The organism is Paraburkholderia sp. J67 (genome assembly GCF_905220265.1).
Lineage (GTDB): Bacteria > Pseudomonadota > Gammaproteobacteria > Burkholderiales > Burkholderiaceae > Paraburkholderia.
In genome coordinates this window covers 1-17,542 of the sequence record NZ_CAJMZK010000014.1, presented here as the reverse complement: position 1 = coordinate 17,542, position 17,542 = coordinate 1, and the positions used below count along the sequence as shown (strand labels likewise).

Annotated in this window: 15 protein-coding genes; 7 read left to right on the top strand and 8 right to left on the bottom strand. The window is 63.8% G+C overall.

The window, feature by feature from the left end; genetic code table 11:
* Window positions 1-64 precede the first annotated feature (64 nt).
* The 3 genes from U5782_RS23575 to U5782_RS23565 form a co-directional block, all read right to left on the bottom strand.
* On the bottom strand, window positions 65-1,252 hold the full coding sequence (locus U5782_RS23575; RefSeq protein WP_322046294.1) for a J domain-containing protein: 1,188 nt from the start codon (window positions 1,250-1,252) through the stop codon (window positions 65-67).
* A gap of 133 nt (window positions 1,253-1,385) precedes the next feature.
* Entirely contained in the window at window positions 1,386-3,185 is a 1,800-nt protein-coding gene (locus U5782_RS23570) for a cobaltochelatase CobT-related protein (RefSeq protein ID WP_322046293.1), read from the bottom strand.
* A 12-nt stretch (window positions 3,186-3,197) separates the two neighbouring features.
* Entirely contained in the window at window positions 3,198-4,451 is a 1,254-nt protein-coding gene (locus tag U5782_RS23565; RefSeq protein WP_322046292.1) for an AAA family ATPase, read from the bottom strand.
* A gap of 357 nt (window positions 4,452-4,808) precedes the next feature.
* On the opposite strand from U5782_RS23565, the gene U5782_RS23560 reads away from it, so the two are divergent.
* From U5782_RS23560 to U5782_RS23545, 4 genes are all read left to right on the top strand, one after another.
* Window positions 4,809-5,906, top strand: coding sequence for a porin (locus tag U5782_RS23560; protein WP_322046291.1), 1,098 nt, complete (start codon window positions 4,809-4,811; stop codon window positions 5,904-5,906).
* A gap of 319 nt (window positions 5,907-6,225) precedes the next feature.
* On the top strand, window positions 6,226-8,085 hold the full coding sequence (ilvD, locus tag U5782_RS23555; RefSeq protein ID WP_322046290.1) for a dihydroxy-acid dehydratase: 1,860 nt from the start codon (window positions 6,226-6,228) through the stop codon (window positions 8,083-8,085).
* Window positions 8,086-8,359: 274 nt separating this feature from the next.
* Complete coding sequence (locus U5782_RS23550; RefSeq protein ID WP_322046289.1) at window positions 8,360-8,857, top strand: STM2901 family protein; 498 nt, start codon at window positions 8,360-8,362, stop codon at window positions 8,855-8,857.
* The gene (locus tag U5782_RS23545) at window positions 8,832-9,218 is read left to right on the top strand and encodes a DUF1493 family protein (protein WP_322046288.1); all 387 of its coding nucleotides are present in this window, start codon (window positions 8,832-8,834) and stop codon (window positions 9,216-9,218) included. The genes U5782_RS23550 and U5782_RS23545 overlap by 26 nt, the downstream gene beginning before the upstream one ends.
* Before the next feature lie 83 nt (window positions 9,219-9,301).
* Here U5782_RS23545 and U5782_RS23540 read toward each other — a convergent pair whose 3' ends face one another.
* A complete protein-coding gene (locus U5782_RS23540; protein WP_322046287.1) occupies window positions 9,302-10,414 on the bottom strand; it encodes a hypothetical protein in 1,113 nt (370 codons plus the stop codon).
* A 317-nt stretch (window positions 10,415-10,731) separates the two neighbouring features.
* Here U5782_RS23540 and U5782_RS23535 point away from each other — a divergent pair, with 317 nt between their 5' ends.
* Entirely contained in the window at window positions 10,732-11,415 is a 684-nt protein-coding gene (locus U5782_RS23535; protein ID WP_322046286.1) for a hypothetical protein, read from the top strand.
* 68 nt (window positions 11,416-11,483) lie between these two features.
* On the top strand, window positions 11,484-12,302 hold the full coding sequence (locus U5782_RS23530) for a helix-turn-helix transcriptional regulator (protein ID WP_322046285.1): 819 nt from the start codon (window positions 11,484-11,486) through the stop codon (window positions 12,300-12,302).
* Between the two features lie 51 nt (window positions 12,303-12,353).
* Here the strand turns inward: U5782_RS23530 and U5782_RS23525 are convergent, their stop codons facing one another.
* Entirely contained in the window at window positions 12,354-13,265 is a 912-nt protein-coding gene (locus U5782_RS23525; RefSeq protein WP_322046284.1) for an AraC family transcriptional regulator, read from the bottom strand.
* 160 nt (window positions 13,266-13,425) lie between these two features.
* Here U5782_RS23525 and U5782_RS23520 point away from each other — a divergent pair, with 160 nt between their 5' ends.
* Complete coding sequence (locus U5782_RS23520; protein ID WP_322046283.1) at window positions 13,426-14,259, top strand: oxidoreductase; 834 nt, start codon at window positions 13,426-13,428, stop codon at window positions 14,257-14,259.
* A gap of 43 nt (window positions 14,260-14,302) precedes the next feature.
* On the opposite strand, the gene U5782_RS23515 is transcribed toward U5782_RS23520, so the two are convergent.
* The 3 genes from U5782_RS23515 to hpnI form a co-directional block, all read right to left on the bottom strand.
* Window positions 14,303-15,091: a metallophosphoesterase gene (locus U5782_RS23515; RefSeq protein ID WP_322046282.1), complete on the bottom strand. Its 789-nt coding sequence runs from the start codon at window positions 15,089-15,091 to the stop codon at window positions 14,303-14,305.
* A 99-nt stretch (window positions 15,092-15,190) separates the two neighbouring features.
* On the bottom strand, window positions 15,191-16,219 hold the full coding sequence (locus tag U5782_RS23510; RefSeq protein ID WP_322046281.1) for a lysylphosphatidylglycerol synthase domain-containing protein: 1,029 nt from the start codon (window positions 16,217-16,219) through the stop codon (window positions 15,191-15,193).
* 60 nt (window positions 16,220-16,279) lie between these two features.
* Window positions 16,280-17,458: a bacteriohopanetetrol glucosamine biosynthesis glycosyltransferase HpnI gene (gene hpnI, locus U5782_RS23505; RefSeq protein ID WP_322046424.1), complete on the bottom strand. Its 1,179-nt coding sequence runs from the start codon at window positions 17,456-17,458 to the stop codon at window positions 16,280-16,282.
* Between the last annotated feature and the right edge of the window lie 84 nt (window positions 17,459-17,542).

Here is a 17,542-nt window from a genome sequence, read left to right as displayed (position 1 = left end):
CCGTTCGCGCAGTCTGAACAGACGGCATGAATCCGGGCGACCCGACGGTGAAATGACGGCGCGCTCAGACTCGCCCAGAAAGATCCGCTTCAAGGCGGCGGCGCAGATCGCGCACTACCCTCGCGGCAGGCACGAGCCACCATGTGGGCGCTTCGATGGCGAAGTCCCAGGCGACACGCGTTGCGCCCGCACCCGCGGCCTGCGCGTCGCAACGGAACGTCACCGCCTGGTGCGTTTCGCCCTCGCCTTGCGGCTTCGTCGAATAACGCAGGACCGCCTGTAACGCGAAGCCGGCATCGCCGGGCATCAACGCGCCGTTTTCGATTTGCCAGGTTGCACCGTGACGGTTCGTGCCACGCACGGCCGCTGTCACGCGCTGCCACGTTTCGCGTGCCGGAAGCGGAACGCCATGCACGCGCCCGGCACGATCGGCGCGATGCAAAACGCGCTGCGACCAGGCAAATCCGCCCGCCAGCACCGCGCCCGCACTAATCAACAGCGTTTGCAGCAACACCGCCAGCCAGCGCCAGGACCCCGTCGCATCGAAGACGCTGAAGACGATCCGGTGCGCCGCCACGAACAGAACGATCAAGACAAACACGGTGCCGCTCAGCGTCATCAGCCAGCCGCGCGATGGATCGTCGAAACGTGCGAAGAAAAAATTGCGGATGGGGTGTCGATCGGCGGGGACGGGATCCGGTTCGGCGGGGGCCGCAAGGGTCGCATCCGACGCGCTCATGGCATCGGCATCGTCGGCATCCTGAGCCCGTTCGCGCCACGCAGCATGCGCCGCGCGCTCAAGCGAGGCGTCGTCGCGCAGGCGCGCGATCTCACCGATCAAGCGCTCGCGCTCGGTTTGCATGCGCGCCATCTCGGTCAGCGCGCGCAGTTTGTCGCGCTGCAAGCCGTCCAGTTCGCCGCACAGGCGCTCGCGGCGCACCTCCAGGTCGCGCAACTGCTCGCGCACGCGCAGCCGTTGTGCGTTGCTGAGCGCCGAGCCGACCGTTGGCGCCTCGTGATGCACGGCCCAATAAGCCTCCAGCACCTCGCGCGCTTCCTTGATTTTCTTGAACTGTTCGTCAGCCCAATGGAGCGATGCCGCAGTTGGATGCCGCCATTTGTCGGGATGAAAAATCTGGGCGAGCTGTCGATAGTTCTGCTTGATTTCAGCCGCACTGGCCCCGGGCTCAAGATCGAGCCGGTAATAGAGGCGATCGTAATCTTCGTGCGTCCTCGGGTCGGGAGCGGGCATGACCGAAGTAGGGTTTCCTGGTTTTGTGCTGGCTTTGTTCAGTCGATTCGTTGCGCACCGCGCAACGTTTTGTCCGTCAAGGTATATCACGCCTGCGCCGCATGCAAGGCGCGGCCGCGCCGCAACGCCGCATTCAGCGCCGCCGCGCAAGCATCCGGCTCAACGTCGAAAACGCCACTGCGGGTAGCTCATAGAGTCTGCGCACGACCACCGCATGCGGATAAAACGCCTCCACAGCGTCGTCCTGAATGCCGATGCCAACGAGTTCGATCCCCTGCTCGCCCACCTCGGCCACCCGCGCGCGCAGATCGCTGCGCAGGATCGCGGGGTCGCCGTCGCTGGTGGACGGATAGCCGTCCGAGAGCACGAACAGCAGGCGTCGCCGGGCCTTGCGCGCCGTGAGCCGGGCGGCGGCCCACGCCAGCGCCTCGCCGTCGGGGTTTTCATGGCCGCAGTCGATGGCCGCAAGACCGCTCGGATCACGCGCGTCGAAGCGCTTGAAAACGCGCAGATCGAGCCGCTCGACAAAGCGGTTATAGCCGCGCAAATCCACGCCCGCCGCGCGCTCGCGCTCGTAATGCGCGCGCATCGGCGCGGATTCCACCGAGCTATAACCGAGCACTTCGGCCTCGAAGTCCAGTTGCAGCAGCGCGTCGGTCAGCGCGGCGGCGCACAGGCGCGCGAGTTCGATCTTGCGCCCCGCCATCGATCCGCTCAGGTCGAGCAACAGCGTCACGGCCGCATCGCGCCCGCTCGCCTTGCTGCTCACGCGAAACGGCGTGCGATAGCCGCGCGAAACCGCCAGGCGCGCAAGCGCGGCGCGGTCGATCTCGCCGCGCTCCTGCTCGCGCTTCCAGTGGGTGAGTTCATCGGCCTTGAGCACGCGTTCGAGATGCGTCTTGAGCGCGCCTGTTTCTGCGCGCGCGAGTGTGCGCAGCTTGCGCCACGCGGTGGCGTCGCCGCTGCCGGTGAGGTCGGTGACCACGTCGAAGGCCGTGGTGAGCGGGATCGAGCGCGGCGGTTTCGCGAAGGCGGCTTCGACGCTGGCCGCGCGTGACGGCGCGGTGTCGGCTTCGGAGAGCGCCGCGCCGGGCGCGGATGCCGCGTCCTGCGCCTGATCGGCCGCATCGAGTGTCTGCGCGCCCGGTTGGCGCGCGGCGTCTTGCGCTTCATCGCCTTCCAGCGTCAGTGCGAAATCCGTGTCGTCGTGCGCACCGAACGCGTCGAGCTCGCGCGCGAGCGATTCGTCATCCAGCTCTTCGATCGGATGCGCCGTCTGCATCATGTTGTTCGCGCCACGCGAGGCCAGCGAGCGCACGCCCGCGACGATGGCCTGTGCGGCCCGCACGCTCGCGCCGGTCGACTGGCTCGCGCGCGCCGCCGGCAGTGGCCCGTTCTCGTCATCGAGCACGCGTAGCGCCGCCGCCAGCGCGACCACCTCGCGCTCGTTCACGTCGGGCGGCTCGTCCCATAGCGTGCGTTCGATCGCCCAAACCAGCCGCTCGGGCCACGTGAGCATCTGCCAGCGCCGTGCGGCATCGCTTGCGAGTTGCGCGCGCCAACGCGACACATATCGCCGCGCGCCCGGAAAATCGGCCACGAGACGCGCCAGCACGCGACGGTCTTCGATAGTCTGCGCGATACGCCCCGTCACCCCCGCCTGCACAGTATCGAGCCGATACGCCGCGCTATGCCGCCAGCGCGCCGCCAGCAGATCGAGGTAGCCGGTCAGCAGCGCCTCTTCCGCTTCGACATCCTCAATTGCTTCGGAATCCTTTATTGAATCAAGCACACGCGATGGCAGCACGAAACGCTCGCGTTCCGCACGCGGCCCGCCCGCGCCGATCGACACGGCCAGCCGCGGCTCGCCGGTCAGCACGCGCGCGAGCTTGCCCAGGCGCACTTCGAGTTCATCGATCCGGGCGTTGTCCATGAACGGCTCACATCACGCGTTCGCGCCGGAATCGGCGTCGAAGATCGCATGATGACGGATGATGCTGCGAATGAGCGCCGCGTCCTCGGCGCTCACTTTCGCGTAGATCGCAGGACCGGCGGCACGTTCGGCGTCGCCCGCGCGCAGCATCAACTCGGCCCAGTCGATCAGGCGGCGCGTGGAAAACGCACTCGCCAGATCTTCGCGTGCGAACGCGGCACGGCAGTCGGCGGCGATCGCGGCGAGCGTGTGCGCAAGTTCTCGCGTCAACGAGGGCAAGGTCCGCACCAATACTTCGGTTTCCTCATCTTTCGACAGATAGTCGAACAGATACACACGCCAGCGGTCGAGGAAAGCCTCGTTGAGCAGATTCGCGCCCTGATACAGGTGCCGATACGCGCTCATCGCGCCCGCAGCATTGGCCGTGGCGAACAGCCTGAACGACGGATGCGGCGCCACGATCTCGTTGCCGCGCTCCTTGAGCAGCAGCCGGCCTTTGGGTTCCAGCACGGCGGTGAGCACGGCCAGAATCGACGGCTCGGCGAAATCGAGTTCGTCGATGATGAGCCAGTAGCCCTCGCGCATCGCCACGGGCAGCACGCCGTCCACCCACACCGTCTCGCCGCCCTTCACGGTCCAGAAGCCCACGAAGTCGCCGATGGTGCTTTGGCCGTTCATGTTCGCGCGCAGCACGCCATGTCCCGTGCGCGCGGCGACCTGCTCGATGAAACTGGTCTTGCCCGAGCCCGTGTGGCCGATCAGCATGATGCGGCGGTTCTCGACGATATCGAGCGCGATGTCGTCGGCGAGCGCGGTGAAGAGATACGCGGGGTTGATGCCCGGCACCAGCGCCGAGGGCGTGCCGGCGTGCGCAAGCGGCATGTCGACATTGCCGATGCGCACGTAAGCGCTCTCAGGCTGGCCCTGCGCCGCCTTGCGCGCCGCGAGCGCCGCCCCTGCCGCGCGCCGAAGCTCGGCCGCGAAGCGGCTGCCCGCCTCGCTGGCGCGCGCCTCGTCCTCGCGCTCGCCCCCTGAGACGAAGCCCTCGCGGCGCCACTTGAGCAGTTTGGCCTCCAGGTTGTCGAGATCGACGACCGTGTCGATGTCCACCGCACCCGCCTCGACGACGCCGTGGCCGTGCTCGATGCGGAACATGTTCGCGCGCTCGGACAGCGAGACGCGCCACCATTCACGCGCTGCGCCCGAGCCGCGCGTATAGAGGCCTTCTGGACCATCGTCGTGAACTGCGAGAGCCTGGGTATTCATGGGCAAATGCGGTCAATGCGGCAAACGAGCCAATCGCGCGAAAGAAAGAATTAGGGGAAACCCCGTTTCAAGCCGTTCATATTACCCGCTCGCAATTTAATGCCGAGGCGGACTGCAAACCGCGTTGCAAAGGCAACAAAAATCCGCCGACGCCCCGAATAGCGGGCAATTGCGCGAAGCGCCAGTCCATGTTGTGCCTGTGCGACACCACGACAAATTTATTGCAGAAGTTTTAATGGTTCGAAATATTATCGCCACTTTCGTGCGCGGGACACCGCCCTCGATAAACGGTTTGAAGACTAACGCCAGCGCTCGCACCCCTGCACCGCTGGATCAACGAATACAAACGGGGATTACATGAAGAAGACCACCGCAGCACTCGGCGCCCTCCTGCTGGCCGTCTCGGCCCAGTCCGCTTTCGCGCAAAGCTCGGTCACGCTGTACGGTATCGTCGATACCAGCGTCCGCTACCTCACGAACGCCAACGCCAACAACGACAGCGAAGTCCAGATGGGCGTCGGCCCGATCACCGGCAGCCGCTGGGGCCTGAAGGGCCAGGAAGATCTGGGTGGCGGTCTGTCGGCGGTGTTCCGCCTCGAAAGCGGCTTCAACCTCTGGAACGGCCAGATGGCCAGCTCCGGCACGCTGTTCAACCGGATGGCGTATGTCGGTCTGCAAAGCAACCAGTACGGCGCCGTGACGCTCGGCCGCCAGAACACCCCGCTGTTCGACCAGCTCGGCAATGTGTTCGACCCGCTGACGGTTGGCAACTTCGACCAGGACAGCTGGCTGCCGGGCGCACTCGGCTACGGTCTGCGTCAGAACAACTCGGTCAAGTATGACGGCCACTTCGGCGGCCTCGAAGTCGAAGCGATGTACAGCTTCGGCGGCGTGGCAGGCAGCACCGGCGCGAACAACATGTACGGCGTGACCGCGGCGTACTCGTTCGGCCCGGTTTCGCTCGACGCCGGCTACCAGCAAAACAGCGACCTGCACAACAACAAGTACCGTGTGGTCAACGTGAGCGGCGTGTACCAGATCGGCCCGGTCAAGGCGATGGCAGGCTGGCTCTATGGCCAGGACAACACCGGCATCGTCGACATGTACATGGCAGCGTCCGGTTCGCCGGCTGCGAGCTTCTCGACGCCTGTGACGGGCACCAACCGCATCGACAACGGCCTCTACGCCGGCGCTGTGTGGCAAGTGACGGCTCCGCTGACGCTGACCGCCGCTTACTACTACGACCACGCCAGCAACGCGCTGAACTCGGACGGCGCAACGCTGAGCACGGGCATCCGCTACTCGGCCGTACTGCTTGCCGAGTACGCGCTGTCCAAGCGCACGGAAGTCTATACGACGGTCGACTTCACCCGTGGCACGGGCGCGGCAACGGCCGACTTCCCGGGCCGCAACAACCAGACCGGCGTTGCAGTCGGCCTGCGCAACATCTTCTGATGTCGCGTGCCGGCTGGCAGTGTCGGCCGGCGCAGCACGATCCTGGGGATCGTCAAAAACCGCATGCGAGTCTCGCGTGCGGTTTTTTTTCGCCTGTTTTTTCGCCGGTTTACCTCCGAGCCCGGCCGCTTTCGCGAGAAACCCTTGCGCGCGCACGCAAACACCTGAAAACGGGGCACCGGCACGTCATCCCCGTCCATATGGGATAATTACCGTTTTTGCCCGGGGCGCCGCTCAAAAGGTGGGCCGCGAGGGCGTGCAAGGGGCCTTTATTCCCGTGGCCCGCTAATTTTTCAGCGACTTTTCACTAGCACCCACGATGCCCGCATACCGTTCCAAAACCTCCACCTCCGGCCGCAACATGGCAGGTGCGCGCTCCCTCTGGCGCGCCACCGGCATGAAAGACGAAGACTTCGCCAAGCCGATCATCGCCGTCGTCAACTCGTTCACCCAGTTCGTGCCGGGTCACGTGCACCTGAAGGACCTGGGCCAGCTCGTCGCGCGCGAAATCGAGGCTGCGGGCGGCGTCGCCAAGGAATTCAACACCATCGCAGTCGACGACGGCATCGCGATGGGCCACGACGGCATGCTCTACTCGCTGCCGAGCCGCGACATCATCGCCGACTCGGTCGAGTACATGGTCAACGCGCACTGCGCCGACGCCATGGTCTGCATCTCGAACTGCGACAAGATCACCCCGGGTATGCTGATGGCCGCGATGCGCCTGAACATCCCCGTGATCTTCGTGTCGGGCGGCCCGATGGAAGCCGGCAAGACGCGTCTCGCGAACCCGGTCACCAAGGCCATCGAAGTCAAGAAGCTCGACCTGATCGACGCGATGGTGATCGCCGCCGACAGCAAGTTCTCCGACGCCGAAGTCGCCGAAGTCGAACGCTCGGCCTGCCCGACCTGCGGCTCGTGCTCGGGCATGTTCACGGCCAACTCGATGAACTGCCTGACCGAAGCGCTGGGCCTCTCGCTGCCGGGCAACGGCACGGTGGTCGCCACGCACGCGGACCGCGAACAGCTCTTCAAGCGCGCCGGCCAGCGCATCGTCTCGCTCACGCGCGAATACTACGAAGGCGAGAACGACCGCGTGCTGCCGCGCTCGGTGGGCTTCAAGGCCTTCGAAAACGCCATCACGCTCGACATCGCCATGGGCGGCTCGACCAACACGATCCTGCACCTGCTGGCCATCGCCCAGGAAGCCGAGATCGAATTCACGATGGCCGACATCGACCGCCTCTCGCGCGTCGTGCCGCAGTTGTGCAAGGTCGCGCCGAACACCAACAAGTACCACATCGAAGACGTGCACCGCGCAGGCGGCATCATGGCGATCCTGGGCGAGCTGGAACGCGCGGGCAAGCTGCACACCGACGTGCCGACCGTGCATGCGCCGACGCTTGGCGACGCGCTCAATCAGTGGGACATCACCCGCACCCAGGACGAAGCGGTCAAGACGTTCTACATGGCCGGCCCGGCAGGCGTCCCCAGCCAGGTGGCGTTCAGCCAGAACACGCGCTGGCCGAGCCTCGACTCGGATCGCGCCGAAGGCTGCATCCGCTCGTACGAGCACGCGTTCTCGAAGGAAGGCGGCCTGGCCGTCCTGACCGGCAATATCGCGCTGGATGGCTGCGTGGTGAAGACGGCAGGTGTCGATGAAAGCATCCACGTGTTCGAAGGCACGGCGCACGTGACCGAATCGCAGGACGAAGCGGTCGCGAACATTCTCGCCGACAAGGTCAAGGCCGGCGACGTGGTGATCGTGCGCTACGAAGGCCCCAAGGGCGGCCCCGGCATGCAGGAAATGCTCTACCCGACCAGCTATATCAAGTCGAAGGGTCTGGGCAAGGACTGCGCGCTGTTGACCGATGGTCGTTTCTCCGGCGGCACCTCGGGTCTGTCGATCGGTCACTGCTCGCCGGAAGCAGCGGCAGGCGGCGCGATCGGTCTCGTGCGCAATGGCGACAAGATCCGCATCGACATTCCGAATCGCACGATCAACGTGCTGGTGTCGGATGAAGAGCTGGCGCGTCGTCGCGAAGAGCAGAACGCGAAGGGCTGGAAGCCGGCGCAACCGCGTCCGCGCAAGGTTTCGGCTGCGCTCAAGGCGTATGCGAAGCTGGTGATGTCGGCCGACAAGGGCGCGGTGCGCGATCTTTCGTTGTTGGAGGATTGATTGCCAGCCGGTCACGCGGGCTTTGGGTTCGCGTGATGGGTGGTGAGAAAAGCTGGTGAGAAAGGCCGCTCGTGAGAGCGGCTTTTTTTATTGGCGGGGGAGATGCGCCTGCCGATTCCTCGGCACCGCTAGACCTACGAGTCTCATTAAGATACCGAAAAAATGACGTCAATCAAAGTTTTTTTCCAATTCCATGGACATCGGAAAAACCAGATATACGCTGGAACTTTTCTGCTTTCCTAATCACTATCGCCTGACCTACGCGAGGTCAACAATGAACGAATATGAACGCCAAATTGCTGACGTTCCACCAGAAAGGGCCACTCGCTATACCTACGGTGAACGCAAGAACCTCACGCCGCAAGGGCTGTTCTTCTGTGTGATGGTCGAGGAAGCAGTTAAGGCGCTCGACATACAGCAGATTGGGTCGGTAGTCGCCATCCTGGCGGGGCAACCCTTTCTCCCAACTCGGGGCAAATTCGGAGATGCGACCAAAGGAACGTCGATTGCCTCTCGCGTCAGCCGTGCGCTGTTCGATTACAATTTCGAGCGCCAGATTCTGCCAACGCTAACGAACAAATCACTGCTGAATATGAAATTCCGCATGGTTAACAGCCTTGGAGTTTTCATAGGACGGTGGACACCGTATATCGGCTGGGCCATAACGGTCTATGATGTCGTCAAAATCGCTACCTTGACGGTTCTCCACTATAACCAACTCGCCCGACCAGAGGACCAGATCAACGATGCAACCACAGGCAGTCTCGGTTGAACTGGAGGATTTCGTCCGTCGGGAGATCGGTCTATCCTCGAAGCGGCAGTTGAACGCATCCGATACGCTGGAAGACGATTTAGGCGTGACGGGAGATGACGCGGATGACTTTATGGACGCGTTCGCGAAGCACTTTAACGTCGAACCGGGTGATTTCGATTTCCATCGTTACTTTGAGATGGAAGGGTTCAGTATGTGGCCGTTTTCTATTTTCACGAATTGGCTACACCGACGTTGGGGAATCCAAAAATACGAACCCCGGGAGCCACTTACCGTTGGGATGCTACAGAGAGCGATCGAACTCGGTGTATGGAACAGCGCAATTCTAAGTGAATGGAAAGATGCCCCCACGCAAGAATGACCCCGAAGGCCCGCATATCGTTCGCGGGCCTTTTATCATTGTGATTTGCCGGTTAAGGCCGCCATTGGCTCTAGTCGCACCACTCACGACGCCAGCGAACTCGCGCTCTGCGTCCACACACCCGTCAAGCCCTGAGACGTCACGGTAATCGCGAACGTCGCGGCGTTTTGCGCGACAATGCTTTCCGTCGTATCCGCGGTAGAAAGCTGCTGCGTGCCTGCACCGATCGCGCCGTTGGCTATCGTGAGCGAAACCGGCGTCGTCACGTCGAACGCGAGCGTGACACCCGCAACGACATCGCTCACCGCGCACGACGCGTTCAACGTTTCGGTTGTGGTCGCAACGTTATCGACATCGGTCCATGTGAGCGAGCCAATCGAAATCGTTCCATCTAGTGACGTGCCAGACGCCGACGTCTGCGTTCTCTCAATCGTCAGGTTTGGCGCGCTCGCCGTCGTGGTCATGGTTGCCGTGGCCGCGTCATAAGCCACGGTGAACGTGACCGTCCCGTTGAAGGTCGTCGAGCCACTCGACGAATCGATGGCTAGCGCGTTCGCGGTCTCGGTCGCGCTGTAGGACCAGTTCGCCGTGCGGCTGCCCACGCTGCCCTGTACGGACTGCACCGCGAAGCTCACGTTTCCGCCAAGCGCATCGGCGGACGACAACTCCGGCGCCGCAATCTGCCCCACGCATTGGCTGAACGAGACACTGGCTGTCTCGCCTGCCCGCACGCCTGGCGCACCGGCATTGCTGACGACCGTGGCAACGGTGCCGCCCTTGGCGCAGTTCGCCGTCGTGGCCGGCGCGCCTGCCAGCACCGCCGTGAGGAACGGCTTCGCGGCGGCCATATAGACGCCTGCCACGCCCACGCTTGCGAGCATTCCCGAGGCCGCCGCATCCTTCGCGACGGTCTGGTTTTGCACCGCGGTCGACAGCCTCAGCACATTGGCCGTGGCCCCGTTAGAGGGTGTGCTGCTGGCCGCTGGTGCCGACGCTGCCGCAGGACTGCTCGACGCGCCGCTGTCCGATGCCGCTGACGACGCACTCGCCCCCGATGCCGCCCCCGCCGAGACACCGGTTGAAACCGCAGCGCTAGCGCCCCCGCCGCCACCTCCACCGCAGGCACCCAGCGCCACGACCATCAACGCGCTCAGGAGCGCTCCGCAAACCGTGAACGCCACGTGATGACGAGCCATGTGAACTCCCTTGCAAAGGTGGTTTGACGCATTCGGCACGGCGCGATCAACGATCCGGCCACGTCTGATGCCTTGTATCGAAATCGACGAATGACGCCAGATGTACGTCGAATCCAGATTGGCTCGAATCCTAAAAAAACCCTCCTTCCTGCGTCAAGACAGATCTTTCCTACATGACCAGGATTCCGACAAGGACCGTCGATCACGTCTGATTTAGACCGCGAATCCCCACTTCCTTTTCGTATCGAACCCGGACGCACGGGCCTAAAGTTCAGCCCATCAACACAACGACTGGCTCAACACGACGAGGGGAACCGATGAGAGCAGCAAGGACGAGACAAGGCAGGCCATCCCGCCTCATCCGGGCGGCGCTGGCCATCGTCTGCACGACAATCGCCCCATGCGGCGCTTATGCACAGGAAGCCTATCTAACTGGCGGCACGCTGGGCGTGGGACCGGGCCTCGCGATCAACCTCGGCACGCATTTCGGTTTGCGCGCGGACATCGAGGGGATGGGCTTCGATTCGTCGGCCTCGGTCGACGGCGGCCGCTACGAAGGACGCGTCAAGCTGCTACAGGGAGGCCTCTATGGCGATCTGTTTCCGTTCGCCTCCAACGGATTCCGTCTCAGCGCCGGTGTGTTGATCAACGATGATTCGTTCGACGGTCATGCCGTGCCCAATGCGCTCGGCAACTATGTGATCGGCAATACCTATGTGCCCGCAGTGGGGCCTGCCCCCGAAGCCACCATCACGCTGCCGCGGGCCATGCCGTATATCGGCCTGGGCTACGGTCATCGGCGCGCGACGCGCGGCTTCGGGCTTGCGGTGGATCTCGGCGTGGCCTATGGGCGCCCGCGCGTGGCGTACAACGTGCCGTCGATCTATCAACTGTTCGCCACGCCCGCGAACATCGCACTCGAAGAACAGCGGCTGAACGACAAGGTAAGCGGATACCGCTGGTATCCGGTCGCGCAGATTACGCTGACGTATCGCTTCTAAACCCCGTGCGCGGCGCGCTCGTGATAGCGTATTCATCTTCGCCTTTCGCCTTGCCGCCTCGCACCATTATGACCCGCGCCGCGCCCCCTGTTCTCGATGACGCCCCCGGCCGTGGACGCTCGCTCGCGCGCCACTATCCGCGCGGCCTGCAGATCGAGCCGCACTCGCACACCTGGGCGCAGGTGCTCTATGCCGTCTCCGGCGTGATGTGGGTCGAGGCGGGCCGCGAAGCGCTCGTCGTACCGCCGCAGCGCGCCGTCTGGCTGCCGCCCGGCACGCCGCACGCGATCCATATGATGAGCGAGGTCGAGATGCGCAATCTGTATCTGCACGAGCGCGATATCGGCCATCTGAGCGCGCGCTGCGAGGTGTTCCAGATCGACGGTCTGCTGCGCGAGCTGATCCGCACCATCGCCGAACACGAGGCCGAGCGCGACGACGCCTGGCTCGCCACCGCCTCACAACTCGCCGCGATGGAACTGGCGCACGCGCGCCGTTCGTCGCTACGCGTGCCGCTGCCGGACACTTCGGGCTCGGGCGACCGCCGGCTTGCAATGCTGTGCCGCGCCGTGATCGACCAACCTTCGAACGAGATCGCCTTCGAGCAGCATGCGGCGTCGGTGGGCGCGAGCGTGCGCACCCTTGCGCGTCTGTTCACGCGGGAACTGGGGTTGGGATTCGCACAATGGCGGCGTCAGGTGCAACTGGCGATTGCCGTTTCGCGGCTCGCCGAAGGCCAGTCGGTGAGCGCCGTGGCGCGCCTGCTCGGCTATCTGCCCAGCAGCTTCAGCGACATGTTCCGCCGCGAGTTGGGCGTGCCGCCGAGCGAATACCGGCCGGTCGAAATACTCGGGCAAGTGCATGGCGATGACGACGGGAGGTTGTAGTCGGCAATAAGCAGGATACCGAATTATCTAACATCGGATCGGTTTAGCGACTCAATGCGACGAGACGTAAATCGCATCATCGAATGACTCCGGGAGAGCAAAGCTCTCGCGCAAGCGTTTCGCCTCTGCGGCCGGCGTCAGGCCAAACAGTCGCTTGAACTCCCTGCTGAACTGGGACGCGCTCGTGTAGCCCACCGCGTGGCTGGCCGCTTCGGCGCTGAGGTCCTGGCGGACCATCAACATGCGAGCCTGATGCAAGCGCGTCGACTTGACATACTGCATCGGCGACACCTGGGTGATGGTCTTGAAGTGGCTGTGGAAGCTCGGCACGCTCATGCCGGCCTCCCCGGCCAGTTGCGTCACGTCCAGAGCCTGTGCGTAGTCGGCATGAATCAGGCGTAGCGATCGGCCTATGCGGCCGAACTGTCCTTTCATCGCCAGCGCCTCGCGCATCGAACTGCCTTGCGCGCCGGTGAGCACACGGAAATACAGTTCGCGCAGCAGGCCCGGTCCCAATACGGCGGCTTCGAGCGGCCGCCCCATCGCCTCCAGAAAACGCAACACGGATACCTGCATCGCGTCGTCCATCGGCGTCGACATCATGCTTTGCGGCGCCTGCACGGGCTCCATCGTGCCTTCACCATCAATCTGCGCCGCCAGTTCGGCCGCGAGGACGAAATCCAGGTGCAGATATAGCGCGAGTAGAGGGTGCGCCTCGGTCGCTTCGGTTTCCATGCTGAACGGCACCGGCACGGACACAGCGAGGTAGTGGTCCTCGTCGTACAGATAGAGCTGGTCGCCGAAATACCCCCGCTTGCGGCCCTGGCACACGATCACGATGCCGGGGTCGTAAAGCACGGGCGTGCGCGACAAGGGCCGGTTCGAGCGCAGGATGCGAACGCCCGGCTGCGCCGTGAGGTTGTAGCCTTCATCCGGCGCCAATTCGCGAAGCAACGCGATCATGCGCTTGCGGTTGCGATTACGCGAAGAGGAGCTCGGATGCTGGGGATACATCGGCTTAACGCTCATAGCTTTAGGCAAGATGAATAGTTGAATCTTGCTTATTTTGCCATTTTACTCAGACTACCATGCACTCTCCTGACACGAATCGAGAGCAACCACCATGGCATCCAGCAAGACTCTGCTCATCACGGGCGTCAGCAGCGGCTTCGGCCGCGCGCTCGCACAAGAGGCGCTAGCGGCGGGTCACCAGGTCGTCGGTACGGTAAGAAGCGCCGAGGCCGCGCGCGATTTCGAAGCGCACTCCGGGCAGGCCGCCCATGCGCGCGTGCTCGACGTCACCGACTTCGACGCGATCGACGGCATCGTGGCCAGCATCGAGGCCGACGTCGGCCCCATCGATGTGCTGGTCAACAATGCCGGTTACGGCCACGAAGGCATCATGGAAGAGTCGTCGTTGTCCGAGATGCGCCGGCAATTCGATGTGAACGTGTTTGGCGCCGTTGCCATGATGAAGGCCGTCCTGCCCTTCATGCGCGCGCGCAAACGCGGCCACATTCTGAATATCACGTCGATGGGCGGATATATCACCATGCCTGGCATTGCTTACTACTGCGGAAGCAAATTCGCATTGGAAGGCATCTCCGAGGCATTGGGCAAGGAGGTCGCGCCTTTCGGCATCGCCGTGACCGCCGTCGCGCCGGGTTCGTTCCGCACCGACTGGGCAGGCCGCTCGATGACGCGCACGCCCCGTTCGATTGCCGATTACGACGTCCTGTTCGATCCGATCCGCCAGGCCCGCGAGGAGAAAAGCGGCAAGCAACTGGGAGACCCCCGCAAGGCCGCGCAGGCGATGCTCGCGGTTATCGCCTCGGAGCACCCTCCTGCTCATCTATTGCTCGGGAGCGACGCGCTCGGGCTCGTGAGGGGCAAACTGTCGGCGCTGGAACAGGAGATCCGCGCGTGGGAGGCGGTAACGGTCTCGACCGATCACTAAAGCGGCCCCAGCGCATCGACTCGATCCGCCTGCTCTGAAGCCATCAAAGCTCGACGACGCAACGCGGATCGAACGCCCGATTTTCCCACTGCAAGTCGGCCATGCTTTGCGCCGACGCGAGGTTCAGCGGATAACCACGCGGGTTCGCAATGACTCGCGCGCCGCCTGAGCGGTAATCGAAGGAGTCGTGCACATGCCCATGAATCCAGAGATCCGCAAAGGGCAGCAGCTTGCGCAGGTCGCTGAGAAACCCCGCGTTGACCGGATGATCGCGAAACCGTTCGTGGACAGAATCGGGCGAAACACCATGATGCGTGATAACAACCGTTTTCCCGCGAAAAGGTACGGCGAGTTCCCTGACGAGCCACTGGATCGCACTCCGATGCTCGGCCAGCGCTTCCTCGGGGCCGAACGGCGAACCGTCTTCGCATCGAATCGCCTGGTGATCGGACATCGCTTCGCGCGCGTAAGCCATGCTCGTTGCGCGGTCGCCGTAGAACTCGTAATCCGTCCATAGGCAACAGCCCAGAAAGCGCACACCGTTCCACTCGATCGAACTGCGCTCGAGGTAATGGACGTTCGTCCCTTGCGCACGGGCGGCGATCTCCGTCACGGTTTCGTTGTAGCGTGCGCCGTAAGCCTCGTGGTTGCCGCTGACGTAGACCACCGGCACGGGCCAGTCGGCGAACCGTTCCACTGCGGCCGCACCGAGGTGGATGTCGCCCGCGAGTATCAGCAGATCGGCATCGGTCGCGGGCTCCAGTGGGAGGCTCGCGGGGAACTTGTTTTGCAGGGCATCGAGGTGGAGATCCGACGCAATCTGTACATGCATAGCTTGTTGCCAATTTCTGGATGACCGGCCACCGGCTCATAGCAAGTCAGGCGGCCAACATCGAATTGTATTGCGTGCGCGGCGTTACTGCCCGCGACTTCACTTCCCGGCGCTGCGCTCCGCGCCATTCCACGACGCGGCAGCAGCGCCCGACTGGCTTTCTCGCGGCTTCACATACTCGGCCAGTTGCCACGCGACGAGACCCGGCACATAGAACAGCAGATCGCGGATCCGCCGTGCGCCCGCAAGCGCGAGGCAAGTGGGGGCATCGAATCCGAACAAGGAGCCGATCAGCACGAAACCACCCTCCTGCACGCCCAGATTCGCGGGCACGAGAAACGCAATGCTGCTGACCACTTGAATCAACGCTTCGATCACGCAGGCTTGAGCGAAAGTCGGCTCGGCGCCCAGCACGCGCAGCGCGATCCAGATTTCGAGCGCGAACCCGGCGCACTGGATCGTCTGCCAGATGAACAGGTAGCGAAGCACGACGCCCCGGCGACGCCAGATCAGCTTGACGGCCTGGTCGATCCTGACCGACTTGCCGACGAGGGCCAGCAACTTGCCGCTCGTGGCCTGATTGAGCACGCGAGCCAGCCGCTCGAACGGCCGCGCATGCTGGACCAGCGAGAAAATCACCAGAATGGGGACGGCCGCGCCAATGCTCCATAGCAGCGTTTCGATCGGGCGCGCCGCGCTGGAAGTGGAATAGTGCAGCACGTAGGCGCAGGCGAGGAATGCATACAGAAGCTGGCTGATGAGCGTCAGTTGAACGTCGACGACGAGGCTGCCCAACGCCGTCGCGGGACGCACGCCCGCACGGCCAAGCAGCCGGAACGACACGATCTCGCCGCCCACGCGCGCCACCGGCAAAAGACCGTTCACCGATTCGCGGATCCAGACCACCTTAAGCATCGTCAGCAAGGACGGACGCTCGGCGGGACGGATCAGCGTGCGCCAATCCCATGCATTCGCCCACATCGGCAGGATATGCACAATTGCCGCGAGTACGAGACCGAATCCCGCATCGCGCATCAGGCGCCATGTCGTCGCCGGATGTTCGCGCCACACCAGGTACACGGCCACGGCAAAACCGGCCAGTGCTGCTATACGACCAAGCTGCTTCATCTGTCACGCCCTCTTGCGTGCATTGCCCTCTTCGAGAAAGCGATCATCATGCCGCCTCGCTCACTCGTCATGGACAGGCGACAGCATGCCGTTGCCATCCACACTGAATCGAATGCCGCGCCACACCACGGCGGACGAACAGAAACTCGCGAGATAGACCGCAAATTGCAGCATGTCCCAGAGCGGCAGATTCCACAACCCGTGGGTGCGGCTGTTCGTGGCGCGATCGACCCTGAGCACCAGCAGGGCGCGGGCCAGTACGGCGGCGCAGGCGATGAAACATGCCGCTAGCGCACCACCGGAGAACGCCACGGCAAGCAGCGCCAAGGGCAAGGGATGCATCAGCACGGCGCCCAGGTGGCCGGAGCGATCGGCCGCGCGAATCGTGCGGCTCCAGCGCAATTCGTGACTGAAGAACTCTGCGAACGTCGCTTCCACGCAGGCGTGCTGGACGGTCACGGGCGGAATCGCCACCGTCGCGCCGATGCGGCGCACGGCCTCGCCCAGCGCGTGGTCTTCGGCGAGATGATGGGCGAACTGCTGGAGACCGCCAACGGCGTCGAGCGTTTGGCGCGTGATCGCAATCGTCTGTCCAAAACACGGCCGGGCCCGCCCGATCGCTACGCCCGTGATCACGCCAGGGAGGAAATGATAGTTCGTGAGCGCCGCGGCGATACGCGGCCAGTAACCGGGCGCGCAAAGTCCGCGATAGACCGTGGTGACCAGACCCACACCCGGCTCGCCGAGCGTGCCCACGACGTGACGCAGATACGATTCGTCGACTCGCACGTCGCTGTCCGCGAAACACAGAATGTCGTGGCTGACATGCTCGAGCATATTGACGAGATTCGCGATCTTGCGGTTCGGCCCGTAAAGCCGCCCATCCGCCACGATGGTGATGTGCGCGTCGGGATAACGCGCACGGAGCGCCTCGACCCGTTTGAGCGCGGCATCGTTCGCATCATGCACGCCGAAGAGATACTGAACCGGTCCTGGGTAATCCTGATTGAAAAACGACGCGAGATGCTCGGGCAATTGCCATTCGTCGCCATGCAGCGGTTTCACCACCGTCACGCCGGGAAACTGCGCCGGCAACCTGACGCTGCGCTTGAAGAAACGCCCGACCAGAACACCGGCCAGCAGCGTGTAGACAATCCCAAGCGATGCCCCCGCGCCGAATAGCACGGCAAGCGCGCCGAGCAACACATGCTCGACGCGCGGCGAAGCGAAATCCCCCATCGCTGCCGCCGCCGATGCAACCAGAATGGCGACAAGCGCAAGCGCCCGCGGGTTTGCAGCAGATGCGCCCTTGCGCAGGGCGTT

Coding starts and splice junctions, on each gene's coding strand:
- U5782_RS23575 (WP_322046294.1), bottom strand. CDS start 1,252: ATGCCCGCTCCCGACCCGAGGACGCACGAAGATTACGATCGCCTCTAT.
- U5782_RS23570 (WP_322046293.1), bottom strand. CDS start 3,185: ATGGACAACGCCCGGATCGATGAACTCGAAGTGCGCCTGGGCAAGCTC.
- U5782_RS23565 (WP_322046292.1), bottom strand. CDS start 4,451: ATGAATACCCAGGCTCTCGCAGTTCACGACGATGGTCCAGAAGGCCTC.
- U5782_RS23560 (WP_322046291.1), top strand. CDS start 4,809: ATGAAGAAGACCACCGCAGCACTCGGCGCCCTCCTGCTGGCCGTCTCG.
- ilvD (WP_322046290.1), top strand. CDS start 6,226: ATGCCCGCATACCGTTCCAAAACCTCCACCTCCGGCCGCAACATGGCA.
- U5782_RS23550 (WP_322046289.1), top strand. CDS start 8,360: ATGAACGAATATGAACGCCAAATTGCTGACGTTCCACCAGAAAGGGCC.
- U5782_RS23545 (WP_322046288.1), top strand. CDS start 8,832: ATGCAACCACAGGCAGTCTCGGTTGAACTGGAGGATTTCGTCCGTCGG.
- U5782_RS23540 (WP_322046287.1), bottom strand. CDS start 10,414: ATGGCTCGTCATCACGTGGCGTTCACGGTTTGCGGAGCGCTCCTGAGC.
- U5782_RS23535 (WP_322046286.1), top strand. CDS start 10,732: ATGAGAGCAGCAAGGACGAGACAAGGCAGGCCATCCCGCCTCATCCGG.
- U5782_RS23530 (WP_322046285.1), top strand. CDS start 11,484: ATGACCCGCGCCGCGCCCCCTGTTCTCGATGACGCCCCCGGCCGTGGA.
- U5782_RS23525 (WP_322046284.1), bottom strand. CDS start 13,265: ATGATCGCGTTGCTTCGCGAATTGGCGCCGGATGAAGGCTACAACCTC.
- U5782_RS23520 (WP_322046283.1), top strand. CDS start 13,426: ATGGCATCCAGCAAGACTCTGCTCATCACGGGCGTCAGCAGCGGCTTC.
- U5782_RS23515 (WP_322046282.1), bottom strand. CDS start 15,091: ATGCATGTACAGATTGCGTCGGATCTCCACCTCGATGCCCTGCAAAAC.
- U5782_RS23510 (WP_322046281.1), bottom strand. CDS start 16,219: ATGAAGCAGCTTGGTCGTATAGCAGCACTGGCCGGTTTTGCCGTGGCC.
- hpnI (WP_322046424.1), bottom strand. CDS start 17,458: ATGGGGGATTTCGCTTCGCCGCGCGTCGAGCATGTGTTGCTCGGCGCG.